The organism is Ruegeria sp. AB8 (genome assembly GCF_056542605.1).
In genome coordinates this window covers 151366-177263 of the sequence record NZ_JBQGAB010000010.1, presented here as the reverse complement: position 1 = coordinate 177263, position 25898 = coordinate 151366, and the positions used below count along the sequence as shown (strand labels likewise).

General features: G+C 59.0%; 26 protein-coding genes and 1 tRNA gene. 11 read left to right on the top strand and 16 right to left on the bottom strand.

Going from position 1 to position 25898, the window contains the following annotated elements:
• Positions 1-470: 470 nt before the first annotated feature.
• Positions 471-560: transfer RNA gene (locus ACR0CG_RS12640), tRNA-Ser, on the bottom strand.
• 203 nt (positions 561-763) lie between these two features.
• Between ACR0CG_RS12640 and ACR0CG_RS12635 the strand changes: the two genes are divergently transcribed.
• From ACR0CG_RS12635 to ACR0CG_RS12600, 8 genes are all read left to right on the top strand, one after another.
• Entirely contained in the window at positions 764-1945 is a 1182-nt protein-coding gene (locus ACR0CG_RS12635; RefSeq protein WP_480525278.1) for an SPOR domain-containing protein, read from the top strand.
• A gap of 19 nt (positions 1946-1964) precedes the next feature.
• Positions 1965-3131 (top strand): D-alanyl-D-alanine carboxypeptidase family protein, encoded by a 1167-nt coding sequence (locus tag ACR0CG_RS12630; protein ID WP_480525276.1) that lies wholly within the window; start codon positions 1965-1967, stop codon positions 3129-3131.
• The gene (gene tmk / locus ACR0CG_RS12625; protein WP_480525275.1) at positions 3128-3754 is read left to right on the top strand and encodes a dTMP kinase; all 627 of its coding nucleotides are present in this window, start codon (positions 3128-3130) and stop codon (positions 3752-3754) included. Before ACR0CG_RS12630 ends, tmk begins: the two co-directional genes overlap by 4 nt.
• 7 nt (positions 3755-3761) lie before the next feature.
• Positions 3762-4883, top strand: coding sequence for a DNA polymerase III subunit delta' (locus ACR0CG_RS12620; protein ID WP_480525273.1), 1122 nt, complete (start codon positions 3762-3764; stop codon positions 4881-4883).
• The gene (locus tag ACR0CG_RS12615) at positions 4880-5686 is read left to right on the top strand and encodes a TatD family hydrolase (RefSeq protein WP_480525271.1); all 807 of its coding nucleotides are present in this window, start codon (positions 4880-4882) and stop codon (positions 5684-5686) included. The genes ACR0CG_RS12620 and ACR0CG_RS12615 overlap by 4 nt, the downstream gene beginning before the upstream one ends.
• Positions 5683-6480 (top strand): MBL fold metallo-hydrolase, encoded by a 798-nt coding sequence (locus tag ACR0CG_RS12610; protein WP_170615417.1) that lies wholly within the window; start codon positions 5683-5685, stop codon positions 6478-6480. Before ACR0CG_RS12615 ends, ACR0CG_RS12610 begins: the two co-directional genes overlap by 4 nt.
• Positions 6481-6546: 66 nt before the next feature.
• The gene (locus ACR0CG_RS12605) at positions 6547-7479 is read left to right on the top strand and encodes an AEC family transporter (RefSeq protein WP_480525269.1); all 933 of its coding nucleotides are present in this window, start codon (positions 6547-6549) and stop codon (positions 7477-7479) included.
• A gap of 62 nt (positions 7480-7541) precedes the next feature.
• Positions 7542-8237 (top strand): sirohydrochlorin chelatase, encoded by a 696-nt coding sequence (locus ACR0CG_RS12600; RefSeq protein WP_480525267.1) that lies wholly within the window; start codon positions 7542-7544, stop codon positions 8235-8237.
• 103 nt (positions 8238-8340) lie between these two features.
• Here ACR0CG_RS12600 and ACR0CG_RS12595 read toward each other — a convergent pair whose 3' ends face one another.
• From ACR0CG_RS12595 to ACR0CG_RS12575, 5 genes are all read right to left on the bottom strand, one after another.
• The gene (locus ACR0CG_RS12595) at positions 8341-9357 is read right to left on the bottom strand and encodes a GGDEF domain-containing protein (protein ID WP_480525266.1); all 1017 of its coding nucleotides are present in this window, start codon (positions 9355-9357) and stop codon (positions 8341-8343) included.
• On the bottom strand, positions 9354-9941 hold the full coding sequence (locus ACR0CG_RS12590) for a heme NO-binding domain-containing protein (RefSeq protein ID WP_480525264.1): 588 nt from the start codon (positions 9939-9941) through the stop codon (positions 9354-9356). Before ACR0CG_RS12590 ends, ACR0CG_RS12595 begins: the two co-directional genes overlap by 4 nt.
• A 101-nt stretch (positions 9942-10042) precedes the next feature.
• Complete coding sequence (locus tag ACR0CG_RS12585) at positions 10043-11602, bottom strand: trimethylamine methyltransferase family protein (protein ID WP_170677788.1); 1560 nt, start codon at positions 11600-11602, stop codon at positions 10043-10045.
• A 105-nt stretch (positions 11603-11707) separates the two neighbouring features.
• Complete coding sequence (locus ACR0CG_RS12580) at positions 11708-12409, bottom strand: HAD family hydrolase (RefSeq protein ID WP_480525262.1); 702 nt, start codon at positions 12407-12409, stop codon at positions 11708-11710.
• 24 nt (positions 12410-12433) lie between these two features.
• Positions 12434-12718, bottom strand: coding sequence for a DUF3572 domain-containing protein (locus ACR0CG_RS12575; RefSeq protein WP_170615403.1), 285 nt, complete (start codon positions 12716-12718; stop codon positions 12434-12436).
• Between the two features lie 88 nt (positions 12719-12806).
• On the opposite strand from ACR0CG_RS12575, the gene ACR0CG_RS12570 reads away from it, so the two are divergent.
• Positions 12807-14207 carry a diguanylate cyclase gene (locus tag ACR0CG_RS12570; protein WP_480525260.1) on the top strand — a complete coding sequence of 467 codons (1401 nt, stop codon included), beginning with the start codon at positions 12807-12809 and terminating at the stop codon, positions 14205-14207.
• Between the two features lie 18 nt (positions 14208-14225).
• Here the strand turns inward: ACR0CG_RS12570 and ACR0CG_RS12565 are convergent, their stop codons facing one another.
• Genes ACR0CG_RS12565 through ACR0CG_RS12550 form a run of 4 tightly spaced genes read right to left on the bottom strand, consistent with a single transcriptional unit; the run spans position 14226 to position 16124 of the window.
• The gene (locus ACR0CG_RS12565) at positions 14226-14699 is read right to left on the bottom strand and encodes a periplasmic heavy metal sensor (protein ID WP_480525258.1); all 474 of its coding nucleotides are present in this window, start codon (positions 14697-14699) and stop codon (positions 14226-14228) included.
• Positions 14696-15043: a hypothetical protein gene (locus ACR0CG_RS12560; protein WP_480525256.1), complete on the bottom strand. Its 348-nt coding sequence runs from the start codon at positions 15041-15043 to the stop codon at positions 14696-14698. The genes ACR0CG_RS12565 and ACR0CG_RS12560 overlap by 4 nt, the downstream gene beginning before the upstream one ends.
• Positions 15036-15650: an RNA polymerase sigma factor gene (locus ACR0CG_RS12555; protein ID WP_480525254.1), complete on the bottom strand. Its 615-nt coding sequence runs from the start codon at positions 15648-15650 to the stop codon at positions 15036-15038. Before ACR0CG_RS12555 ends, ACR0CG_RS12560 begins: the two co-directional genes overlap by 8 nt.
• A gap of 6 nt (positions 15651-15656) precedes the next feature.
• Complete coding sequence (locus ACR0CG_RS12550) at positions 15657-16124, bottom strand: EF-hand domain-containing protein (RefSeq protein ID WP_170806533.1); 468 nt, start codon at positions 16122-16124, stop codon at positions 15657-15659.
• A 198-nt stretch (positions 16125-16322) separates the two neighbouring features.
• On the opposite strand from ACR0CG_RS12550, the gene ACR0CG_RS12545 reads away from it, so the two are divergent.
• The gene (locus tag ACR0CG_RS12545; protein ID WP_170806534.1) at positions 16323-16721 is read left to right on the top strand and encodes a DUF983 domain-containing protein; all 399 of its coding nucleotides are present in this window, start codon (positions 16323-16325) and stop codon (positions 16719-16721) included.
• 9 nt (positions 16722-16730) lie between these two features.
• Complete coding sequence (locus ACR0CG_RS12540) at positions 16731-17432, top strand: NUDIX hydrolase (RefSeq protein ID WP_170615390.1); 702 nt, start codon at positions 16731-16733, stop codon at positions 17430-17432.
• A 9-nt stretch (positions 17433-17441) separates the two neighbouring features.
• Here ACR0CG_RS12540 and ACR0CG_RS12535 read toward each other — a convergent pair whose 3' ends face one another.
• The 6 genes from ACR0CG_RS12535 to nuoL are packed head-to-tail and all read right to left on the bottom strand — an operon-like array spanning position 17442 to position 25892.
• Positions 17442-19109: a ribonuclease J gene (locus tag ACR0CG_RS12535; protein ID WP_480525251.1), complete on the bottom strand. Its 1668-nt coding sequence runs from the start codon at positions 19107-19109 to the stop codon at positions 17442-17444.
• A complete protein-coding gene (locus tag ACR0CG_RS12530) occupies positions 19106-19885 on the bottom strand; it encodes a type III pantothenate kinase (protein WP_170615386.1) in 780 nt (259 codons plus the stop codon). The genes ACR0CG_RS12535 and ACR0CG_RS12530 overlap by 4 nt, the downstream gene beginning before the upstream one ends.
• A gap of 11 nt (positions 19886-19896) precedes the next feature.
• On the bottom strand, positions 19897-20646 hold the full coding sequence (locus ACR0CG_RS12525) for a biotin--[acetyl-CoA-carboxylase] ligase (RefSeq protein WP_480525250.1): 750 nt from the start codon (positions 20644-20646) through the stop codon (positions 19897-19899).
• A 54-nt stretch (positions 20647-20700) separates the two neighbouring features.
• Positions 20701-22143, bottom strand: coding sequence for an NADH-quinone oxidoreductase subunit NuoN (nuoN, locus tag ACR0CG_RS12520; protein WP_480525248.1), 1443 nt, complete (start codon positions 22141-22143; stop codon positions 20701-20703).
• 15 nt (positions 22144-22158) lie between these two features.
• Positions 22159-23703 (bottom strand): NADH-quinone oxidoreductase subunit M, encoded by a 1545-nt coding sequence (locus tag ACR0CG_RS12515; protein WP_170615380.1) that lies wholly within the window; start codon positions 23701-23703, stop codon positions 22159-22161.
• Positions 23703-25892, bottom strand: a complete 2190-nt coding sequence (nuoL, locus tag ACR0CG_RS12510) for an NADH-quinone oxidoreductase subunit L (protein ID WP_480525246.1) — start codon at positions 25890-25892, stop codon at positions 23703-23705. Before nuoL ends, ACR0CG_RS12515 begins: the two co-directional genes overlap by 1 nt.
• Positions 25893-25898 lie beyond the last annotated feature (6 nt).

The window sequence follows — 25898 nt, the reverse complement described above, 5'->3', positions numbered from 1 at the left end:
ACGGGAGCCAGCCGCCCGAACTCACACTCAAGCGTCTGGTCAGCGTGACCCACCCACTTGAATGGTCCGAACAGGAACGCCTGTTCGGCTTCTGACATCTCCAGCTCCTGCGTCCCTGATACAGACTTCGCCCTCCCTGATCCGGCGGAACAATTCCCTGTTCGCACGAGGAAATTCCCTGTTCCACCTTTTAGGGAATTTGCAACATAAACCTCTGAGAAACATACAGTTCTGATAGAAGAAATGACGGAAGTCAGTCCCGGTTTGCGAATATTCCCTGTAAATTGCAGGTTATCAGGGAAATCCAGCCCAAAGCGACCCCGCTAAAATGCGACACTGAGACTCGCGCCTGAATTGTCCTCTGAATGTACGGTTTGCTTCGTCTCTGATTGAAAGCGCATGCGCCAACGCGCGGGAATTGCGTAACAATTCCGGATCAGAAAATACAACTGAAGTGAGACAGGTATGAGTGGCGGGGAGACAGGGATTCGAACCCTGGGGACGCTCTCACGCCCAACGGTTTTCAAGACCGCCGCATTCGACCACTCTGCCACCTCCCCGTCGAAAGCAGGGTCTAAGGCCAAGTTGAAACGGTGGCAAGTCAAAAGAGGGAAATCTTGCCGAAGCCCAAGCAGTGGTCTTTCCATGGCATCACGCGCGGGTTATGATCTGCTGGAAAGACCAAATAATGCCAGCAAAACAGAACTGGCAGATCGGCGTCGGGGCACGGCGAACCAAGCCCCTTCAGGCAAGGGAATACGCGATGAATCGAGCGACTGGGACACGCGCAAAACCGCTGGGATTTGCGGTTCTGGCTGTGACTTTGGGGTTACTATCCGGCTGTGACGAGGCGTTGTTAAATTCCGGCGCTTCGCCGGGTGGGGACACAAGCGCATCGGATAACGATGGGAAAATCGAACTGCTACCGCAGGTTGCAAGCGGCTCGCAACGCGATGTCGAAGCCCCGGATGTCTTTGAAGTGACCGAAGCGGGTCTTTGGGATGGTCGTCCGTCACTGGGCGGAATATGGGTCGCACATCCAGACGCGGCACAACCTGAACGCGTTGTAATCAAGAATAAATCCAACAATAAGTCAGTAACAGGCGCCCTGTTTCGCCGCGAACGCGATTTGCCGGGCCCGGCACTGCAGGTCTCATCGGCGGCCGCTGAAAAACTCGGCCTTCTGGCTGGCGCGCCTACCAGCATCTACGTAGTGGCGCTGCGGCGTGAAACAGTTGAAGAAGCGCCCGCGGAAACGGACGAGGCACCGGCAGAGGCTGCCTCGGAAGATCAGGTTGTCGCTGACGCGACCGAGGCTTCGGAAGAAGCCCAGGAAGTTTCGGAAACCGCGGAAACGCAATCCGAAAAACCGGCAAAACGGAAGTGGTGGCAAAAGAAGGCCCCTGCCGCAGCCGCCACTGCCGGAGCAGCCGCGGCTGTCGCAACAGCCGAAACCGGGTCTGACGTTGCCGCCGAAGCCACCGAAAGCACTGCGGATGCAGCGGTTCAGGCGGATTCGACCCCCGGACTGTCCGACGCTCCGGTGCAGGCACCCACTGAAAAGCCCGCCAAACGAAAATGGTGGCAAAAGAAAGATCCTGACGAAATAACACAGACGCCTCTGGATCCGATTGCCGGTGCAGAAGCAGCGATTGATGCGGCGGAACCTACTCCGGTGGCCGCGACAACCGGCACTGCGAAGGTTTCGTCCTTGACCAAACCCTACATCCAGATCGGCACATACAGCGTTGAAAAGAACGCCAACAGTGCGGCAGAAAAAATCCGGCGGAACGGAATGGCAGCCGAAGTTCGGGAACTGAAAACCGCTGAAAACACGGTTTGGCGCGTCCTGGTTGGCCCTGCCATGACCCGGTCGGAACGCAAAGCCCTGCTTGGCGATGTCCGGGACCTGGGGTTCACCGACGCGTTCACCACAAGCAACTAGAATCAAGGAGGGCCCCTACGTGCTATCCTCTCTGCGAACATCTGTCTTAACGCTTGGGCTTGCCGTACTGGCCCTGCCTGCAAGCGCCTATGATACGACCGCGCGTGCCGCTTATGTCATCGACCAGACGACAGGCACGGTTTTGCTTTCCAAGGAAGCCGACCTGCCGCTGCCACCGGCATCGATGTCCAAGCTGATGACGCTCTATGTTGCGTTTGAGGCGCTGCGGGACGGGCGCCTGACACTGGATGAAAAACTGCCGGTGTCGGAACACGCGATGAGCTATGGCGGCTCGACCATGTTCCTGAACACGCAGGACCGCGTGCGGGTCGAAGATCTGCTGCGCGGTATCATCGTTCTTTCTGGCAACGATGCTTGCGTCGTCATCGCCGAAGCGCTCAGCCCGGATGGAACCGAAGCCGGATTTGCCCGCTACATGACCCAACGCGCCAAGCAGATGGGCATGAACACGTCGAACTTCGCCAATTCCAACGGCTGGCCCGCTGCCGGACATATGATGTCGGTACACGACCTTGCCGTTCTTGCGGACCGCCTCATTGCCGATTTTCCGGAATACTATCATTTGTTCGCCGAAGAGGAATTTGAATTCGACGGCCGCGCACCCTCGAATGCGCGCAACCGCAACCCGCTTCTGAAACTGGATATTGGCGCGGACGGGTTGAAAACCGGGCACACTCAGGAGGCGGGCTATGGTCTGGTCGGTTCGGCCAAGCAGGGTGATCGGCGTGTGATCTTTGTTCTGTCCGGCCTCGACAGCACGGCCCGCCGTGCAGAGGAGGCTGAGGCCGTGGTTAATTGGTCGTTTCGAAATTTTGTCGAGAGGACGGTTGCCAACCCGGAAACGCCGATAGCCGAAGCCAAATTGTGGATGGGTGCACAGAAGACGGTGGGATTGGTCCCGGAGGGCGATCTGACCCTGCTGTTCCCGGTTCTGGGCGATCAGGACGTGCAGGCCGAAGTGGTTTATGACGGCCCGATCAATGCGCCCGTCGCAAAGGGGCAGCAACTGGCGGAACTGGTGATCAAACCTGAAGGCCTGCCGGAAATCCGCCGCCCGCTGGTTGCATCCGAAAACGTGCCGCTCGGTGGCTTTGTGGTTCGCATGATGACAGTGGGCGGAATTGTTCTGAAGGACGTGATCAACGGCCCGCTGGGTGCAATGTGACGCGGCGCGGATTGTTTGTCACTTTTGAAGGAATTGACGGATCAGGCAAATCGACTCAGGCGCGCAGGCTTGCGGAACGCCTGCGCGAAGCTGGTCACGAGGTTGTCCTGACCCGCGAACCCGGCGGCTCAGCCGGGGCGGAAGAAATCCGGAAACTGGTGCTTGAAGGGGACCCCGACCGATGGTCGGCCGAAACTGAAATCCTGCTGTTCACAGCAGCCCGGCGCGATCATCTTGAGCGCACCATCGAACCCGCCTTGGCTGCGGGAAAGGTGGTGATCTGCGACCGTTTTGCCGACAGCACGCGCATGTATCAGGGCCTGTCCCGTGGCGATCTGCGGGGCCTGGTAGACCAACTGCACAGCTTGATGATCGGGCGCGAGCCGGATCTGACACTGCTGATCGACATGGACCCCAATACCGGCCTGTCTCGCGCCAAAGGGCGGCAGGGCACCGAAGAGCGGTTCGAAGATTTTGGCCCGGCCCTGCAACAACAGATGCGCGCGGGTTTTCTTGCGCTGGCGGATGAATATGCCACCCGGTTTCGCGTCGTGGATGGTAACCGAAACATGGACAGTGTCGCGCAGGATGTGACAGAAATCGTCATGCAAGCCTTGCCATAGACGAACGATGAACGACAACATTACTTTACCGGATCAGGCGCCCGGTGTACCGCACCCGCGCGAAACAGCCCGCCTTTTTGGTCAGGACGAGGCTGAACAGGCCTTTATGTCTGCCTATACTTCTGATCGTTTGCACCATGGCTGGTTGCTGACCGGTCCGCGTGGGATTGGTAAGGCAACACTGGCGTGGCGTATCGCCCGGTTTTTGCTTGCAACTCCGCCAGCAGATGATGGCGGGTTGTTTGGCGCTCCCCCTGCCCCGCAAACGCTGGATATCGACCCCGAACATCCTGTCGCGCATCGCATGCTGGCCGGAGCGGAACCCGGCCTTGCGACAATCACCCGGTCGCTGAACGATCAGGGTCGGCTGCGCAATGAGATCGTGGTCGACGACATCCGCAAACTCGGTCGGTTCTTTGGCCTGTCCTCTGCGGATGGCGGTCGGCGCGTGGTGATTGTGGATTCGGCGGATGAAATGAATGTCAGCGCGGCAAACGCGTTGCTGAAAATGCTGGAAGAGCCTCCGGCGCGGACAACGTTGCTGCTGGTTTCCCATCAGCCCTCGCGGCTGCTGCCGACGATCCGGTCCCGATGCCGAACATTGCGCCTGTCTCCGTTGGGACCCGACGACATGCAGGCGGCGCTGACGCAGACCGGGGCTGAACTGCCGGCACAACCCGACCATCTGGCGGCGCTGTCCGCAGGGTCGGTCGGGGATGCGGTCCGCCTGATCAATCTGGGCGGGCTGGAGATCTATGCCGAACTGATCGGCATTCTGGGCACCCTGCCCAGGCTTGACCGGCAGCGCGCCCTTGCTTTGGCCGAAGCCGCCGCACAACGGGGCGCGGCAGACTGGTTCGATCTGTTGCTGACCCTGATCGATCTGGCCCTGTCCCGTCTGGCGCTGACCGGCGCAAAAGGCGAACCGCCAAGTCCCGAAGCTGCCCCGAATGAGGCGCAAACACTGTCGCGATTGTCAGGATCACCGCATCAGGCGCGGCAATGGTCCGAAGCCGCGGCAATGATCACGGCACGCGCACGTCATGGACAGGCGGTGAACCTTGACCCTGCCGCTCTGGTCCTAGATACGGTGTTCAAGATACAGGAAACCGCCGGTCAGAGCAGATGAGCACCCTCCCTACGATCACCGACAGCCATTGCCATCTGGATTTCCCCGATTTCGAAGGGCAACTTGACGAAATCATCTCACGCGCTGCCGAAGCGGGCGTGACCCGCATGGTTACGATCTGCACCCGGCTGCGTAACGAGCACATCGTGCGCGCGATTGCCGAAGCACACGCTCCGGTGTTTTACGCTGCGGGAACGCACCCCATGAGTGCGGCGGACGAACCCCTGGCAAGTGTCGACCAGCTTGTCGCCCTCTCGCACCATCCGAAATTCGTTGGCATCGGCGAAACCGGGCTCGATTATCATTACACCGCCGAAAGCGCCGAGATTCAGAAGAAGTCACTGCGTATTCATATCGAAGCCGCGCAGCGCACCAATCTGCCCCTGATCATCCATGCGCGTGCCGCAGATGACGACATGGCCCGGATCTTGACCGAGGAATACCGCAATGCGCCCTATTCCTGCGTGATGCATTGCTTTTCTTCGTCCGCCGAACTGGCCAAGGCGGCGCTGGATCTGGGGTTCTATCTGTCGATGTCCGGCATCGCGACATTTCCCAAAAGCCAGGAGTTGCGTGACATTTTCGCCAGCGCCCCGGTCGACCGTATTCTGGTCGAAACCGATGCGCCCTATCTCGCTCCGCCGCCTTTCCGGGGCAGGCGCAATGAACCGGCCTATACCGCCCACACCGCCCGCAAGGGTGCCGAGGTTTTCGGCATGGACTACACCGAGTTCGCGGCGCGCACACAGGCCAATTTTGACCGTCTGTTCACCAAGGCGGCGACATCACAGGCGGCTGCATGACCGAGCTGCGCTGCACCATCCTGGGCTGCGGATCGTCGGGTGGTGTGCCCCGGCTGGGCGGCCATTGGGGTGATTGCGACCCTGAAAACCCAAAAAATGTTCGCCGCCGCTGTTCCATGCTGGTCGAACGGGACGGCCCCGAGGGTACGACTTCGGTCCTGATCGATACGTCGCCGGATATGCGCAGCCAACTGCTGGATTCGGGAACCGGGCGGCTGGATGGCGTGGTCTACACCCATTCACACGCCGATCATGTGCACGGCATCGATGATTTGCGGATGATCGTGTTCAACATGCGCACCCGGGTTCCGGTATGGGCGGATGGCGACACGCAGAACGCCCTGCTGGGCCGGTTCGGGTATGCGTTCATCCAGCCCGAAGGCTCTCCATACCCGCCTATTCTGGACCTCAAATCCATAGATGGCCCGTTCGAGGTGGACGGCCCCGGCGGCCCGATCCCGTTTCATCCGTTCAAGGTCAATCACGGCTCGATCGACTCGCTGGGGTTCCGATTGGGAAAACTGGCCTATCTGCCTGATGTCGCAGAGATTTACGACGATGCATGGACCGACATGCTGGGTCTGGATTGCCTTGTTATCGACGCCTTGCGCCGGTCGCCGCATCCGACACATGCCCACCTGGAAAAGACCCTGGGCTGGATCAAAAAGCTGCAACCACAGCGCGCCATTCTGACCAACATGCATATCGATCTGGATTATGAAACGGTTGATACGGAAACCCCCGATCACATTACGCCTGCTTTTGACGGCATGGTGATCCGGCAGGCGCTCTGACCCTGTTACCGGCGCCTGCGATATCGCCCTTCGGGCCATCCCCGATCTCGCAGGCGGGGCGCTAGCATGCTGCAAAGCCTGATCAACGTCATTCTGCCGGTCTTTCTGGTGATTGGTGCAGGCTATGCGTCGACCCGATTGGGTTACTTCAAGGAAATCCACATCGACGGGCTGATGAAATTCACCCAAGGGTTTGCCATCCCCTGCCTGCTGTTTCTGGCAATTGCCCACCTTGACCTGAGCGCCAGCTTTGATCCCCGGTTGTTGGTCAGTTTCTATACCGCCGCCGCTTTGTGCTTTACGGCCGGACTTTTTGGCGCACGTCTGATCTTTGGCCGCGAGTGGGAGGATTGCGTCGCCATTGGGTTTTGCTGTCTGTTTTCGAACTCGGTGCTGTTAGGCCTGCCAATCACCGAGCGCGCATATGGCCCCGAGAACCTGACTGGCAACTACGCCATCATCGCGTTTCATTCGCCCTTCTGTTACGGGGTTGGCATCACGGCCATGGAGATCATTCGCAACCGTGGGAACGGTGGTGCGCATATGGCCCGGTCCGTTCTCACGGCCATGTTCCGCAACGCGCTGATTCTTGGGATTGCACTTGGCTTTGTGGTTAATCTGTCCGGGTTTGCAGTTCCGGCGGTCGTGGACGAGGCTTTGGGGCTGATCACCCGCGCCGCGCTGCCCGGCGCGCTTTTCGCTTTGGGCGGGGTGCTGGTAAAATACAAACCCGAAGGTGACTTTCGTACAATCGGTTTTGTCTGCTGCATTTCTCTGGCCCTGCATCCGGGGCTTGTCTGGCTGTTCGGCTCAGCGGTTGGCCTACCGCAGGATCTGTTCCGCTCAGGCGTTCTGAATGCTGCGATGGCACCGGGATTCAACGCGTATATCTTTGCAAACATGTATGGTCGCGCCAAACGTGTTGCCGCGTCGTCGGTTCTGATTGGCACCGCGGTTTCGATCCTGACAGTCTGGATGTGGCTGACCCTTTTAGGGTGATACGGCATTGACAATCCGCACCCGGAAAACACCTATCGCGATATCACACAGGAGACCCGGCAATGCCTCATGCTCTTATCGTCGCTCATGGCCAACCATCGGACCCGGCCCCGGCCGAGGCCGCGCTGGCGGCGTTTGCTGATCAGGTCAACAGGCTGGCGCAGGACGTCACGGTCCGATCGGCGACATTGGCCGCCCAGGGGGCATTCGAGTCGCGGTTGGACGAGCTGCCTGAAGATGTGGCGATTTACCCCCTGTTCATGGCCAAAGGCTGGTTTGTAACCAGTGCCCTGCCGAAGCGGATCGGCGAGCGTGGTGCCCGTATTCTGGACCCTCTGGGCATTGATCCGGACTTGCCCGAACTGACCGCCCGGTCGCTGCTTGCGACGTTGTCGGGGAAGAACTGGGAAACCAGCACGACGGATTTGGTGATTGCGGCCCATGGTTCCGGACGCAGCCGCAACCCTTCTGCCGTGACAAACAGTTTTGCTGATCAGTTGAGGGCGCATTTGCCCTTCCGCTCTGTCCGTGTCGGATTTGTCGAGGAACCGCCATCCATTGCCGAAGCCGCAGCAGGGTTGGGCGAACACGCGCTGTGCCTTCCGTTTTTCGCCTGCACGGGTGGTCATGTTCTGCAGGACGTTCCGGATCAATTGCAGCAAGCCGGTTTCCAAGGTGTTACATTGCCCGTGATCGGAGAGCTGCCTGAAATTCAGTCTCATATCGCGGATGTTCTGACCCGCGAATGCACCGCATAACAGGGCTTTCATAAACAAAAAACTGCACCGTTTCCGTCTCAACGCACATCTGCCGAACAACTGTTGTCCGATGCAAAGCCAAAGAAGCTAAGTTTAGCCTCAGCTATCGTGGTTTGACCATGTGCTCGCGCTGGACCGAGCTGGCAATGTCGGAAAAAAGGTGGTGACGGGACCTGCCGTTTCGCTTGGCCTCGTACAAGGCCAGGTCGGCGGCATGCAGTATTTCGGCAGGCTTGAGGATATCAAACTGTGTGGAAATCGCCGTTCCAATGCTGGCTGAAATCCGACATGGGTTCTGATCGAAACTCATCGGCTCGCGAAGCCTGCCGATTAAACGGCCCGCAATCGCCGACAGCTTCTTTTCATCCGTCAGGTTCCTAAAAACAATAACAAACTCATCCCCACCCATTCTGACGACTGCATCATCGCTGCGGGTCTCTTCGACCATAATCCGCGCAGCCTCTTGCAGAACAAAGTCACCGGCCGCGTGTCCCAACTTGTCGTTCACGGACTTGAAGAAGTCCAAATCAAGGTGCATCAGGGCAAAATCGGTTTGCGTCGATGCCATCTGGCCCAGTATGTGATCCATCGCGCGACGGTTTTTCAGGCCGGTCAACGTATCGGTAAAGGCCTGTTCTTCCGCCGCCACCCTGGCGTCCTGAAGGCGCCGGTTCAACGATCGCGACGCCTCCATCGCTGCGGACTTGGCCTCGACCAGATAAAGAAGCTCGATCGCAAGATCAGCACCGGAAAAATCTGCGCTGGTCAGCGCGTAGTCGCGAACAGCATCTAGGATCGAAATACCAAACGAAAGGTTGATCACCGCGCCACCTTGATCCGGCAGCGGGGTTATCAGCCCTTTCAAAGCCGTGCGTGGTTCATCGTGAAACCGCAGGTGCAGCTTTGCACCCGCCATCGACATCAGAACGGGAACGGTCGACACGGTCCGGGGGCGAACCAGTTCAAACAAGTCCAGAAAATTCTGCCCGGCCATTGCGCGTTCCGGCCGGAGCTTTTGCAGCGTCGGTCCGACCTGAACAATCCGCCCGTCATTGTCCAACAACAAGAACATCGGGCAAAGAGTTTCAAGCAAGACGCCCAGACCCCGCACATCCATCATGGTCTTCGCGCCCCAAGTTCAAATTGACGCCCTTCGGCAAAGGAACTCTCCACCAGGGCAATTGTAATGACATCAGCGTCCCCCTGTTGGCCGTCATGGGACAGCATCACCAAAGCGCCGTAGTCATCCGCCATGGCTCGCAAAACTCCGACCATGACACTAGAGTATCCCGGCAAGTCCGGAAAACAGTGCAACTGGTATTCAGCGCCGGACAGTTCACGCAATTCAAGCGCGGGCAGAGACAGGTCGGATACCGCCAGCCTGACCCGGTCGGACAAGTCGTCCAGGGAATGCAGAAACTCCACGTAAGTCACGCCGCCAAAACGCAGCAGGCGCCGCAACCCTTCGGTATTCGGATGCGAGACTAGATATGTCCCAAGGTCTTCAAGCATTTCGGCCCGTGCGCGGTTCCGGTCGGCACATAGCGCATCCAATACCCGCAACGAGGTGTCCGCATCATAGACAAGCATCGCTTCGAACTCGACAAACCCGAGTTCAGCCGCCGCGGCAACGCGCAGCCAGCATGCCTGCCCATAGGTCGCGCATACGAAGGACTGTACCGCCCGGTTGATCAGACCATGCATCAATTGCCCCGGATTGACTTCGCGTTCAATCTGGCCGGACAATCCTTAACAAATACCCAATACCCGCTGCGAAACCGGAAATATTGCAGCCATTCGAATTCCTAGAAATCCGTGGGCGCGCCACCTTCAGATTTGCGCCGCGCGACAAAGTCGGCCAATTCTTCGCGAATGCCCTCATCCAATGCAGGTGGTTCAAAGCTTGTGATAATTTCCTTGAACATGTGATGCGCCCGCTCGGCTGTCCAGATGCCTCCGGCCGCCGCCCAGCCTTCATAGTTCTTCCAGTCACTCAGAAACGGCTGGTAGAACGCGGTTGAGTACCGGTCTTGAGTGTGCTGGATACCAAAGAAATGCCCGTCGTTACCAACCGCTCTGATCGCATCCAGCGCGATCTCGTCCGGCCCTGTGGCGCAGATTTCTGGCTGCATATATCTTTGGATCTGCTGCAGAATCTCGCAATCCATGATGAATTTTTCAGGGCTCGCGATAAGGCCGCCCTCAAGCCAGCCTGCAGCATGGTAGACCATGTTCGTCCCCGACTGCACCGCTGCCCACAGCGAGTTCGATGTCTCCCATATCGCCTGCCCATCCGGGACGTTTGCAGCACAAACACCTGATGAGCGCATCGGCAGTCCGTAGAAACGTGCCATCTGCCCTGTCATTTGCGTCGACCGCATGTACTCCGGCGTCCCGAAGGCCGGAGCGCCGGACTTCATGTCTACATTTGAGGTGAAGGTTCCGATCACACAGGGAATACCAGGACGTACATACTGAAACAACGCAATGGCACACAGTGCTTCGGCCAGCGACTGCGCGACTGCCCCGGCCATGGTCACGGGTGCCATGGCCCCGGCCAGGGTAAATGGCGTCACCACAATCGCCTGCCCCCGACGGGCCAGTCGCAGACAGCCATCAATCATCGGGAAATCGTGCTTGAGAGGTGATGTCGAGTTGATGTTGGTGTACATCCGCGGCTTCGACTCGAACTCCTCATGGCTGAGGCCGCTGGCGATGCGCACCATTTCCATGACATCTTCCACACGCTCCTTACCCAGCGAATAGGCGTGCATGGCCTTGTCGGTCAGGGTCAGCTTGTCATACAGCACGTCCAGATGTCGCACACTGGCGTGAATATCCACCGGCTCGACCGGATAGCCGCCAGCAAAATGGATACAGTTGAAGTACTGCGTCAGCTTCAGCAGGTTCCGGCACATCTCGCGATTTCCCGAAACCTTGGTGCCGATCTCCATATCCCAGTAATTCGGCGGCGAAGAGACATTCCCGAACAGCATGGTCTTGCCGCCGACTTCGATCGTTTTGTCCGGGTTTCTCGGCGTGATGGTAAAGCTTGACGGCGCTTTGGCGATCATCTCCATGACAAAGTCGCGCCCCATGCGCACATTGTCGCCGTTGATGGTACATCCTGCTTCGCGCAGAATGCCCAGCGCCTCCTTGTTGTAGAACTCGATGCCGATCTCTTCGAGTATTCGCATCGCGCCCTCGTGGATCGCCTCGATCCCGGCCTGATCCAGCGGCTCGGTGGGTCTGTCGATATTGACGGGTGGGTTCCACGGCATCTGATCGATGACTGCGCTGCCCCGGCGAGCTGCGGCTCCCGAACGTCCACCACTTCTGCGTCTGCGCGTATTGCTGTCGGCCATTTGTTCCTCCGAGGCTTTTAATCAAAAAGCCCGGAAGTCTGGATTATGGCCGCTCTGTCTGCGACAGGTTTTGTCGGTTTCTTATTCCAAACCGCCGAAATCCGCTCAGATCGACCGATTTTCCGCCAGCCAAGCAGGAATGTGTCCGATATCCGGCAATACAACATCGGCCATCGGTGCGAGCGTTTCAGGGCCTGCAAGACCGGTCAAAACCCCGATGGTGGTCATGCCGGCGGCGCGGCCTGCCTGCAGGTCATGCAGGCTGTCGCCAACCATGACCACATTCGCAGGGTCCACACACACTTGTGCGGCAAAAGCCAGCAACTGGCCCGGTCCCGGTTTGCAGCCGTGGCCGCTGTCATATCCCGCGACAAAGTCGAAATGATCCCGGATTCCAACGGATGACAGATGCTCCAGCGCGGGTCTTTCACTGTCATTGGTGGCAACGCCCAGCTTAAAGCCGGCTTCCCGTAGCTGTTCCAGAAAAGGCACAAGCGGAACGGCCGGCGCCTGTGGGGCCGCGGCGGATTCCTCGTCGATCAACTCGATCAGGGCCTCGCAGGTCATCTCGGGTAAATAGGGAAGAAGCGCTTCTGCAATTTCCACAACGCTAGCGGCAATTACGATGCTGTCATGCGAATAGGTCCCCTTCTCGGGATCAAACCCGATCACCAGCGCAAGTTCCTGCGCCTTTGCCTGGTCACCCGATGACAGACGCAGCAGCAGACTGCGCCCAAATGTACCCCAGGTGTTTGCAAAGTCAAACAAGGTACCGTCCTTGTCGAACACGATGGCGTTTATTGGCATTGGGGCTCCTGCAAAAAAGTCGTCTCAGGTCCAGTGAACATCGGCTTCGCCAGACAACGCGGCGCGCGCCTGACCCGGCAGGTCATAAGGGACCGAATTGGCATCACAAAAGGCGATCACCCACGAATCGTCAAGCATCAGAAACTCAAGAACCGACGCCATGAAATCCGGCTCGCCAGCGCGGGCGCGCAGATCGCCGACCGATGCACCGGTCGAACCCAGAAACACCGGTAGAAGTTCCTCGTTACCGACAAGCCAGGTCAGCACATTCAGCGCCAGAGTTTCCGCCGAATTGCCGGAGATTGCCATATTCAAGCCTCGGATCAGAACTTGGAAAGGGTTTGTTAACCAGACTCATAAACACTTTGGCAGCACATGCAATCAACGGTGAACGAAAATGTCCGTGCAAGGAACTATCCTTGTCCTAGACGGGGCCTCGACCAATCGCATCATGCTGAAGGTTCAGCTGACTGCGGCATGGTATCACGTCGTTCAGGGTGAGAAGCTTGAGGGGCTGACACCCCTGTTGCGCCGTGTGCGGCCGGATCTGGTGCTGACGGCGCTCGCGCTGGCAGATGGAACCGCCGCAGATGTAAAGCGGTTGATTCAGAACATTCCGGATCTTGGAGACATCCCCGTGGTTGCCATCGCCCCGCAGAATGACAAAGCGGCCCGGCTTGAGGCGCTGTCTGCCGGGCTGGACGACGTTCTGGCCCATCCGTTCAAGGACAATTTGCTGATGGCGCGGGTTCGCAGCCTGCTGCGCATGCGCGCGGACGTGCAGGACCTTCAGTTCAAGGAAGATACGCTTCCCATCGGCTTTGCCGAACCTCCCGCCACATTGATCGCACCAACCGCGCCATCGCGGGTCGCAATTCTGGCCCCGTCCTACCGCACAGGTGCGTCGTGGTGCCGGGCTCTGCAGCAGCAGACGCATCATTACCTTTCCAAGCACACCCAATCGAACCTGAAAGACATCGTGTCAGGCCCTGTTCCGGATGCAATTGTGGTGGACCTGAACACCGCGCCCTCTTCCCTCAACGTTCTGGCAGACCTGAGATCGCGCAGCGCTACACGACACACCGTCCTGATCGGCGTTCTGGACAAAGAACACGCGCCCAATGCAGCCGAAGCGCTGGATCGTGGGGCTGACGCAGTTTGCCTGGGCGACTTCTGCGCACGTGAGATTGCGCTGCGACTGGACAGTCTGATTGCCCGCAAGTCCCGCACCGATCAGATGCGCGCCTCATTGCGTCGCGGACTTGCTGACTCATGGGTCGACCCGCTGACAGGTCTAAACAACCGCCGGTTTGCGATGCAGGCCGTTGGCCATATCGTCCGGCGATCCCGGCACACCGGCCGTGGGTGCGCTCTGATGCTGGCCGACCTTGATCACTTCAAGGCAATCAATGACCGGTATGGTCATGCCGCCGGAGACCATGTTCTGACCGAAGCGGCCAGACGCATGCGTAACGCGCTTGGCCCCCGCGGTTTTGTCGCCCGTTTCGGAGGTGAGGAGTTTATGATCGGGGTGCCTGACGCAACCAATGCGCAGGCATTGAAACTGGCAGATGCGATGTGCAGATCAATCCGCGAAAGGCCCTTTTCGCTGCCGGACCGGAACGGGTTCACCCAAGTCACGACCAGCATAGGCCTGAACGTGTTTCGGCCCCCTTACCCGCAATATCAAACCGAACACGCGCTTCTGGACAGTTTGATCAAATCCACAGACCAAGCTCTTTATGCTGCAAAAAAAGCCGGTCGCAACCAGATCAGCACCCGGCAAAACGCGGCGTAACACCGGTTTCAGCGCGTTTTAGTCCTTTTTCTTGTGCCAATGCCGACCGCGTTTTGTCACCTCGTCCAGCCGGTCGGCATACACTGCCCGTTCTGCATCGCTCATTGCGATGACACGCGCCAGCCACTGCCCTTGCAGGGCACCCTGCAATTCCGCCGAAGCCCGCGCCTGCTGCGTCAGCAAAACTTCGACGGCGGCCGGATCAAATGGCACGGTCCGCAAGGCCTGGCTGAGAACTGCGAAATCCTTGGACCTGTGCCGCGATCCCTCTTTGCGCAAACCGGACAGATCTGACCGCATCGCGGTTCGGTCCGGTTTGGGCAATGCCCGGTATAGAGCCGACCCGAACCCCGGCGGCGCCTTGGCATGATCGCTGCCCTTGACCCTCATGAAAGTCCCCAAAGCGATACCGATAATCAGCAAGTTAAGGGCCAGGGACACAGCCAAAAGTATCGGCATCCAACGGCGTTTTGGCTTGGGTGTTTCGCTCATTCCGTATCCTCCAGGAACACTGCATCCAGGTCCGCCACTTCATAGGTTGCGTCCTGCGAGAACAGATACGTCGCCGGGTCCGGTAGAAAGGCCGGAGCCGAGAACCCGATCCAGACACCCGCCGCACTGGCCGCGACCAGCCCGCCAAGGCCCTGCCAACCACCGATACCGTCCAGAAGGCGTTGCCACGTTCTGCGCCCCGGCGGGAAACGCTTGGCCAGCCGATCCAGTCGAACTTGTTCTGCGTCCGTCATAATCCGAACCGCCAGATCGTCCGGCAGGTGTCGACGCCCGGCTCTGGCCTGCGCAAACAGTTGATTCAGCTCGGTATCATCATCAGCCATCGTCATACCCCAGTTCGTCCCGACGCCCGGCAAGATATCCCGCCAAGGCGCGTTTTCCGCGTGCCGTCAGGCTTTCGACCGCTTCTACAGATATGCCCATGATCCCGGCAATCTCGGGGTTGGGCAGCTCTTCGATATGCCGCAATACAACTGCCTGTCGCTGCCGTTCGGGCAGATGAGACAGGGCGGATTGCAGCGCGTCTTTTCGGGCCTCGTCCTGCATGCGTTCAACCACGCTTGCGCTGTCATCCTCGGGATCGACACCTTCGGCCAGCCTGTCAGGCTGTTTCTTGCGGCGCAAGTCAACGCACAGGTTCAGCACCACGCGATACAGCCAGGTTGAAACCTTTGCCTGTCCCGGCATCCAATCCGGCGCCATCTGCCAAAGGCGCATCATCGCGTCCTGCGTGACATCTTCGGCTTCGGCTCGGTTGCCCAGCATCCGCAGGGCGACGGAAAAACAGCGCGGGCCAAGCCGGTCGGTCAAAACACGCGCCGCCGCCGCGTCGCCGGCGGCAAACCGCTCCAGCAACGCATCGTCACCGATTGCGTCCGCGGCGCAAGTCCCGCCGCGAACGTCTTGCGTTGAGGAGGTCAGATCCTCCATCCCGCATCAGCTGTCGTCAGAGTCTGCCTTGCCACGCTTCTTGTGGTGCCGACCCATTCTGTCTTTTGCATCCGCAAATTCCTGCTCCGAGATCGTTCCGTCATCATTCGCATCGATCCGGTCAAACATCTTGTCAGCCCGGCGCGGTTTCGGCAACTCATCCGTGGTCAGGAAACCATCGTTATTGGCGTCGTGTTCTTCAAACATACTTGCAATGCGGTCGCTGGTCTTTTTCTGCGCTGCGGCCTGCATCTCTTCGACGCTCAACTGGCCGTCCCCGTTGGCATCCGCATCGGTAAATCGCTGATTGCGATGGGCCAGCATTTCGTCTTTCGTAACCTGCCCGTCGCCATTCGCATCCAGTTCCTGAAACGACACCGGTTCCCGGTTTTTCGACCCTGCGGCCAAAGCCGTTGTGCCTGTAATCGCAACTGCCGCAACTACAATTGCCGAAATGAACTTTGCGCTGTGCATGTCGTGTTTCCTTTTTTCGCGCGACCCCATTGCCGCTGCTTATGGTGTTAATACGGGACAGCCGCAGATTTCCGTCGCTGGAAACCAAATTTATTTCAGACCATTTTTCGCCGGATGCGGTCATTGCGACGCACCCCCCTTTCAAGCAGACCCAAAGATGCGCAATATATGCGACATTCGAATGCGCGAGTTTTCATCATGACGGATCATACGATCGACACCACAACTCCTCAGGATCGTGAGACCTGGCCCGCACTGGTCAAAGGCTTTCGTTGCCGTTGCCCGAAATGCGGAGAAGGCAAGCTGCTGCACAGCTACCTCAAGGTCAACGACAACTGCAGCAATTGCGGGCAGGAACTGCACCACCACCGGGCGGATGACGGCCCTGCATACCTGACCATTCTGATTGTAGGCCACTTGCTCGCGCCCGCGCTGCACGTCTCATATGTGCACTGGCGCCCTGATCCGCTAACGATGGCCCTGGTTTTCGCCATTGGCTGTACGGTTCTGACCCTTGCCTTGCTGCCCAGGATGAAGGGGGCCGTCGTGGCCTATCAGTGGGCGCGGCGGATGCATGGGTTCGAACGGGCCCGGTGACGGACAGGCATGACCACAGACAAAACTGCAATTCGCAACGCGGCAACCGTAATTGTCCTGCGGGACAGAATGACCGAGCCGTCAATTCTGATGGGCCAGCGTGGGGCCAAAGCGGCTTTCATGCCGAACAAGTTCGTTTTTCCTGGCGGTGCAGTCGATGCCGCGGATGGTGATGTTCCGCTTGCCACGCCGTTGACTTCAAAGTGCCACGGCCGTCTGGCCGAGCGGGCAGAGACAAATTTGCAGAATGCGCTGGCTTCGGCCGCGATCCGCGAGCTGTGGGAAGAAACCGGCCTGATCCTGGGGCAACCGGGCACCTGGCCGGGAGACATCCCCGAAGACTGGCAGGGCTTTGCCGAGATGGGTTTTCGGCCCTCTGCGCAAGGCCTGCAGTTCGTGTTTCGCGCACTGACGCCGCCGGGCCGCCCCCGTCGCTTTGATGCGCGGTTCTTTCTGGTTGATGCCGATGAGGTACAAGGCGATCTGGACGATTTCAGCCATGCCTCGGACGAGCTGTCGCACCTGCAATGGGTCAGGCTGGATCAGGCGCGTGATTTTGACCTGCCCTTCATCACCGAAGTTGTTCTGGCCGAGATCGCTGCACGGGTCGCGGACACATCACCCCCGGCCTCTGTGCCGTTTTTCCTGAACAATGAAGAGGCCAGCCTGTTTCTGCGTCTCAAGGGCTATCCCATGCCCGAAGCAGACTGACCCGTCCGCTTATTTCATCCGGCTGATGACAACGGTAACTTCGGGCTTTTTCCCGATCTCCGTTTTTGTGCTCTGACGTACGATCCGTCGCATCGCTTCTTCCAGCTTGTCATCATCGCGCAGGGTTTTGGCCTCGGCCCGCATCAGGAACTGGTTCAGATCCTCCTCCAGCACCTCGACCAGCGCCGCGCGTGACGACCCAAGCTCCGGCAGGCCCATGGTGTCACACCAGGGCTCGCCCAGCGGTTCATCTTCTTCATCCAGAATAACCGTCACAGTCACGTGGCCGTTCAGCGCCATGCGTATCCGGTCCCGCACAACCCCATCCAGCGCGCCAATCTTGACGGTTCCGTCCAGATAGGTGCGACCAGTTTCCACGTAGTCCGCAACCTCGGGCGTATCCCCGGTCAAGTCCAGTAAGGTCCCGTTCACGGCCAGCATACCGGTTCGGCCGCCCGCCTCGGCCAGCTTCGCATGTTCGCGCAGATGCCGGTGTTCACCGTGCATAGGGATGACCATCTTTGGGTTCATCAACTCGTGCACCCGCTCAAGGTCAGGGCGGTTGGCGTGGCCTGAAACGTGATACAGACCCGAACTGTCGTCCACCACGTCCACGCCCTTTTCGCTCAGCTGGTTCATGATGAAAATCACCCCCCGCTCGTTGCCGGGAATGGTTTTGGAGGAAAACAGAAACAGGTCGCCGTCCTTCAACTCAAGTCCGCGATACTTTCCACGCGCCAGCTGTGCGCTTGCGGCGCGGCGTTCACCCTGGCTGCCGGTCACGATCAGCATGAGGTTCTGACGCGGCATATCCACCGCCTCTTCGGCGCTGACGACGCGAGGGAAGTCCGAAAGGATGCCGGTTTCCGTCGCGGCCTCAATCATGCGGCGCATGGCGCGCCCCAGCAGAACAACGGACCGGCCGGCCCGTTGACCGGCCTCGGCCAGGGTTTTGACCCGCGCGACGTTTGAGGCGAATGTGGTCGCGACGACCATTCCGTCGGCCTCTTCGACTAGTCGTGTGATTTCGGGCCCGACTTCACTTTCCGAGCGTCCGGGATGGGCGGAGAACACGTTTGTACTGTCACAGACCAGCGCCTTGACGCCGGGCTTGGCAACCTCGGCCCACAGATCTGGATCGAAGGCTTCGCCGACAACAGGACTGGCATCCAGTTTGAAATCGCCCGTATGCACGATCCGGCCAGCCGGGGTGTCGATCACCAGCGCCGCACTTTCGGGGATGGAGTGTGAGACCGGCAAAAACCCGACCGTAAACGGACCCACCTGAATCTGTTCGGGCCAGGCAGACGCTGTGCGCACCGCGTCCTCCGGATGGCCGTATTCCTCCATCTTGCGGCGTGCGATATTGGCGGTGAAGGCCCGCGCGTAGATCGGCGCGTTCAGCGCGTCATAACAATGCGCAACCGCGCCGACATGGTCTTCGTGCGCGTGGGTCACGAATACCGCGTCCAGCCGGTCTGCACGTTCCCGCAGCCACGAGATATCGGCATGGATCAGGTCAACGCCCGGGGTGGTATCCATATCCGGAAACGTCACACCCAGATCCACAAGGATCAGCCGTTCCTGTCCCGGTTTGCCATACCCGTAGACATAGGCGTTCATGCCAATCTCGCCCGCGCCGCCCAGCGGCAAATAGATCAATCTTTCGCTGCTCATGCCGAGCCGTTTTCCTTGTTGTAGCGATGTATCACGGTCAGACCGTGCATCGTCAGATCATCCTCGATTGCGTCGAACCCCACGTCGGCCTGATCGAACAGAGGCGCAAGCCCACCGGTTCCAACGACTTTCATCGGCATTCCGTATTCAGCCTTGATCCGGGAAATCAGTCCTTCGATCAATCCGGAATAGCCCCAATACACGCCGGACTGGATACAGCCAACCGTATTTGTCCCGATCACTTTTTCCGGGCGGGTTATGTCGATATGTGGCAATGCCGCCGCGCCCTGATGCAATGCCTCAAGACTCAGGTTCACGCCGGGGGCGATGATGCCGCCGACATAGGCACCATCTGCGGCCACCACGTCGAAATTGGTCGCAGTGCCGAAGTCCACCACCACGACATTGCCGCCATGCCGGTCAAAGGCACCGACGGCATTGGCCAGCCTGTCCGGCCCAGGAACCGTCCCCTCATCCACGCGCGGGGGCACGGGCAGCAGACAGTCCGGCCGGCCCACGACCAGCGGGCGACAATCAAAGAAACGGTCCGCAAAAACCCGCAGGTTGAAAACCACGCGCGGCACGGTCGAAGCGATGATGACATCAGTGATTTCCGCTTCGATCCCATAGTGTTTCACCAAGGTCGAGTACCAGGTGAAATACGCATCAGCCGTACGGGCGTGATGGGTCGATGTGCGCAGGGTGCACAGGAACTTCTCGCCATCCCAGATCGAGAAAACGGTATTCGTGTTGCCGCAGTCGATAGCCAGAAGCATGTACGCCTCCCTCAGAAAAACACATCGGCCGCAGGAATGCTCACCCGGCCTTTCGCGGTGTTTAAGACAAGGTTTCCTGTCGCGTCTACTGTTTCGAATGTTCCAACCGTTTCTGACGCTGCGGTCCGGGCGGTAATAACCTCGCCCAACCGGGCCGCACGGGACAGCCATGCCTTTCGGATCGGATCAAACCCAAATGTGACAAACTGCGTCTCGTACCGTGCATAGGCCGCGGCCATTTCCGTCAGGAAATCTTCGGGCGACACCTGCGCCCCTGTTTCCGACAACAACGAAACGGGCCGAACAGCGCCCGGTTCGACCATATCCGCTCCCGGAGCTTCGGTCAGGTTGACGCCGATGCCGATCGCCAGATGCGATACCTCACGCCCGTGGCCGGTGCTTTCCAGCAATATGCCGGCCAGTTTACCGCCGTTCAGCAGAACGTCATTGGGCCATTTCAACGACAAACCGGTCGCCCGGCCTGAAACAGCGACGCATGCATCGAACAGGGCCAGAGCAGCCACAAAGCTTCGCAGGGCGGATTGTTCCGGGTTGCCCTGTGGGCGCATCAGCAAGGTCGCCGCCAGATTACCTTTCGGATTGGCCCAAACCCGTCCACGTCTGCCCCGCGCCGCCGTCTGGCGATGGGCCATGATCCAGACAGGTCCCTGCGCAGTCGGAGCGATCCGGGCCGCTTCGTTCAGGGTGCTGTCCACCTCCTGCACAACATGCAGGCCGTATCCGGCGGGCCAACCGCTCATGTCAAAAAGGCCCGGTCACAAGACCGAGCCTCCTGAATGTTGCGAAAGGGAAGATCAGTTGACAAGTGTCGCCGCCGCAGCCGCAGCCGCCCCCTCGATCCCGAACTGGTAGAACACGCCGATCAGCATGAGTGCCGCCGACCCCATCAGAGCGACCCACAGAACCGGTGTGGAATGTGTCTCGATCGGTTCTTCATTCTCTTCACCGAAGTACATGTAGAACACGATCCGCAGATAATAGAAGGCACCAATGACCGAAGCGATGGCCGACACAATGACCAACCCGGTCAACCCCGCGCCGACACCGGCCTGCCAGACGCCGAACTTGGCGAAGAAGCCCAGCATCGGCGGCACCCCGGCCAGGCTGAACATCAGGATCAGAACGGCCAGTGCCTTGCCCGGATCACGCTTGGAGTATTGCCTCAGAGCGTCAATGTCAGTGACCGGTTTGCCGTCACGCTCCATCATCAGGATGAAGGCAAACGTGCCGATGTTCATGGTCACATAGATTGCCAGATACATCAGCATCGCCTTGACGCCCATTTCCGTGCCTGCAGCTAGGCCGATCATCGCGTAACCCATATGAGCGATTGATGAAAACGCCATCAGTCGCTTGATGTTGCGTTGACCAATCGCGGCAACCGCACCCAACAGCATCGACAGGACCGAAAGCAGCACGATCACCTGCTGCCAGTCTTTCACCACACCACCAAAGGCGTCGTGCATCAGTCGGGCAAACAGCGCCATAGCGGCCACTTTCGGCGCGGTGGCAAAGAAGGCCGTGATCGGCGTGGGCGACCCTTCGTAAACGTCCGGTGTCCACATGTGGAACGGCACGGCCGACACTTTGAACGCAAGCCCCGAGATCAGGAAGATCAGACCAAACAGAAGGCCAATCGAGACGTCGCCGTGGTGAACCGTCTGGATAATGCCCGAGAACAGCGTGGTGCCGGTGAAACCATAGACCAGCGACGCACCGTAGAGCAGCAAGCCCGAACTCAGCGCGCCCAGAACGAAGTATTTCAGACCGGCTTCGGTCGACTTTGCACTGTCACGACGCAGGGCGGCCACCACATAAAGCGACAGCGATTGCAGTTCCAATCCCATGTAAAGGGACATCAGGTCGCCGGCACTGACCATCATCATCATGCCAACAGCGGCCAAGGCCACCAGCAAGGGGTATTCAAACCGCAGCAGACCGCGGCGGGTCATGTAATCCTGGCTCATCACCAGAACGGCGGCGGCCGACAACAGGATTGCAACCTTGGCAAAGCGCGAGAACCCGTCATCCACGAACATGCCGTTGAACGCGACATTGGTGCCGTCGCCATTTGTGGCAATCCAGAAGGACAGCAGCGCCATCAGACCTGCCGTCGCCCAGACCAGAACCGGCGCCAGCCCGTCTTTCGTCGTATAGACAGCCCCGATCAGAGCAGCCATCGCATACACGGCCAGAACGATTTCCGGCAGGATTGTTGTCAGATCAGCCTGGATCATGTCTCCAAAGCTCCCTTAATGCGAGGCGGCCGTCTGGGTCGCGGCCTCAGCCGCGGCCAGAGCCGTGTCATAGTTCGAAATCAATGCAGCGGTCGATTGGCCGATCACATCTGTCACCAGCGACGGGTAGACACCCAGCAGGATGGTCATCACGATCAGCGGCGCAAAGATCAGCCGCTCGCGCGAGCTCATGTCTGTCATTGCCTTCAGGCTTTCCTTGATCAGGTCGCCAAAGACAACACGGCGATACAGCCACAGCGCATATCCGGCCGAGAAGATTACACCGCTTGCGGCGACCGCAGTCACCCAGGTGTTGACTTGGAATGCACCCATCAGGGTCAGGAATTCGCCAATGAACCCAGAGGTGCCCGGCAAGCCGACATTGGCCATGGTGAACAGCATGAAGACCAGCGCATAGGCGGGCATCCGGATCACCAGACCTCCGTACGCTTCGATGTCGCGGGTGTGCATCCGGTCATAGATCACACCAACGCACAGGAAGAGCGCCGCCGAGATGAACCCGTGGCTGAGCATCTGGAAGATCGCGCCGTCAATACCCTGCTGGTTCGCCGCGAAAATCCCCATAGTCACAAAGCCCATGTGCGCAACGGATGAATAGGCGATCAGCTTCTTCATATCCTCCTGCACCAGCGCAACCAGCGAGGTGTAGACAACCGCGATGGCCGACATCCACAGCACCAGATCGGTCATCACCGCCGAGCCCACGGGGAACATCGGCAGGCTGAACCGCAGGAAACCGTAGCCGCCCATCTTCAGCAGGATCGCCGCCAGCACGACCGAGCCCGCAGTCGGGGCCTGCACGTGCGCGTCCGGCAGCCAGGTGTGGACCGGCCACATCGGCATCTTCACGGCAAATGATGCAAAGAACGCCAGAAACATCAGCGTCTGCATACCGCCGACAATGTAGATGCCCAGAACGCTGAACCCTTCGGACGAGAACTGATGCGTCATCAGCGCCTCGATATCCGTGGTTCCCGCGTCCGAATACATCGCGACCATCGCCACCAGCATCAGTACAGAGCCGAGGAAGGTGTAGAGGAAGAATTTGAAGCTGGCGTAGATGCGATCCTTGCCGCCCCAGATGCCGATGATCAGGAACATCGGGATCAGACCCGCCTCGAAGAACAGGTAGAACAACACCAGATCCAGCGCCATGAACACGCCCAGCATCAGGGTTTCCAGCATCAGGAAGGCAACCATGTATTCTTTGACGCGGGTCGTCACATTCCAGCTGGCCAGAATGGTCAGCGGCATGATGAAGGTGGTCAGCAGCACGAACAACACGCTGATGCCATCCACGCCCATCTTGTATTTCAGGCCCATCAGCCATTCACCCTCTTCCACCATCTGGAAGCCGGTGTTGGACGGATCAAAGCCGGTATAGATGCCGATCGACACCAGGAAGGTGACAGTGGTCGCCAGCAGTGCGATCCATTTCGCATTGCGCTGTGCCGCGGCATCATCGCCTTGCAGGAACAGTGCCAGAATACCGGCCGCCGCTGCGGGGATGAAGGTGACAATGGAGAGGATATTGTCCATTAGTGTGCGCCCCCGCCAATCGACATCCAGGTGATCAGGGCTGCGATACCCAGTACCATCCAGAAGGCGTAAGTAAAGATGTACCCCGTCTGCGCCTTGCCTGCGAGGCGGGTAAAGAAGGGAACTACGCCCATGGCAACCCCATTCAGGAAGCCGTCAATCGTGTTGCCGTCACCGCGTTTCCACAGGAACCGCCCCAAAGCCACGGTGGGCTTGACGAAGATCGCGTCGTAGATCTCGTCAAAGTACCATTTGTTCAGCAGGAACAGGTACAGCGGACGCTGGTTCGCAGCCAGCCGCGCGGGCAGCGAGGTGTTCACGATGTAGAACCAGTACGCGACGACAAAGCCCAGCAACATCGCAACGAAGGGCGAAACCTTGACCCATTTCGGCGCCGCATGTGCATCGTCCAGCACATGGTTGTCCGGTGCGATATACAATGCGCCCTCACCTGGTTCTCCGGCAAAGACATAGTGGTGATCGCCGCCTTTTGCGTCCTTGTCACCATGAACGGCATCCTCGCCACGCCCTTCATCCGCGTGCGCTGTGTCCGCATGAGCTTCTTCAGCTTCGTCGCCGTGATGCTCCTCGGCGGTACCATCGGCCACATGCTCGGAATGCGTTTCGGCGTCGTGACCTTCCGCATGTTCCGAGGCTTCGGCCACGGGGATGCCGTAGAACTTGCCGACCTTGTCGGTATGCCCAAAGAAGGGGCTGTACCAGAGCATCCCGGCAAAAACCGCACCAAGTGACAAAACACCAAGCGGCACCAGCATTGTCATCGGGCTTTCATGCGCGTGATCATGAGTATGCTTGTCGCCGCGCGGGTCGCCATAGAAGGTCAGGAAGATCAGACGCCAGCTGTAGAACGAGGTGAACATCGCCGCAATAACCAACATCCAGAAGGCATAACCCGTACCGCCCGCGTAGGCGCTTTCGATGATGGCATCCTTGGACAGGAAGCCGGCAAAGCCGAATGTCGTCAGCGGGATGCCCACGCCGGTAATGGCCAGCGTACCAATCATCATCGCCCAGAAGGTATAGGGAATCTTTTTCCGCAGCCCGCCGTATTCGGTCATCTCCTGCTCGTGATGCATGGCGTGGATCACCGAACCGGCCCCAAGGAACAGCAGCGCCTTGAAGAACGCGTGCGTCAGCAGGTGGAACATCGCAGCGGAATACATGCCGACACCAGCGGCCACGAACATATAGCCCAGCTGCGAACAGGTCGAATAGGCGATAACGCGTTTGATGTCAGTCTGCACCAGACCCACGGTCGCCGCGAAGAATGCGGTCGAGGCCCCAAGGAAGGTGATAAACCCGGTCGCACCCGGCGCGAACTCCATCAGCGGCGACATACGGCAGACAAGGAACACACCGGCCGTCACCATGGTCGCGGCATGGATCAGCGCCGACACAGGCGTCGGGCCTTCCATCGCGTCCGGCAACCAGGTGTGCAGGATCAACTGCGCCGATTTACCCATCGCACCAATAAACAGCAGGACACAGATCACTTCGATCGCAGTCCACTCACCCCACAGGAAATGCAGTTTTTCTTCGGCCAAAGCCGGAGCTGATGCAAAGATGTCCGAGAAGTTGATGCTGTCCGTCAGGAAAAACAGCGCGAAAATCCCCAGCGCAAAGCCAAAGTCACCCACACGGTTGACGATAAACGCTTTCATCGCCGCCGCATTCGCCGAGGATTTGCGATAGTAGAACCCGATCAGCAGATAGGACGCGACACCCACGCCTTCCCAGCCAAAGAACATCTGAACCAGATTGTCCGCCGTCACCAGCATCAGCATGGCGAAGGTAAAGAACGACAGATAGGCAAAGAAGCGCGGCTTATAGCTTTCACCCTCGCGCCATTGCGGATCGTGATCCATGTAGCCGAAGGAATAGAGGTGAACCAGCGCCGAGACCGTCGTCACCACGATCAGCATGATCGCGGTCAACCGGTCCAGACGGATGGCCCAGCTTGTCGACAGAGAGCCGCTCTCGATCCAGCGCATGATCTCGATCTGCTGGGTCACACCGTCAAAGGTGAAGAAAACAATCCACGACAGCAGACAGGCCAGAAACAGCAGGCCTGTTGCAGTCCACATGGCGGCCTTCTCGCCAATGAACTTCCAGCCGAACCCGCAGAGCAGAGCGCCCACCAGCGGGGCAAAGAGGATGGTGGTTTCCATATTCCC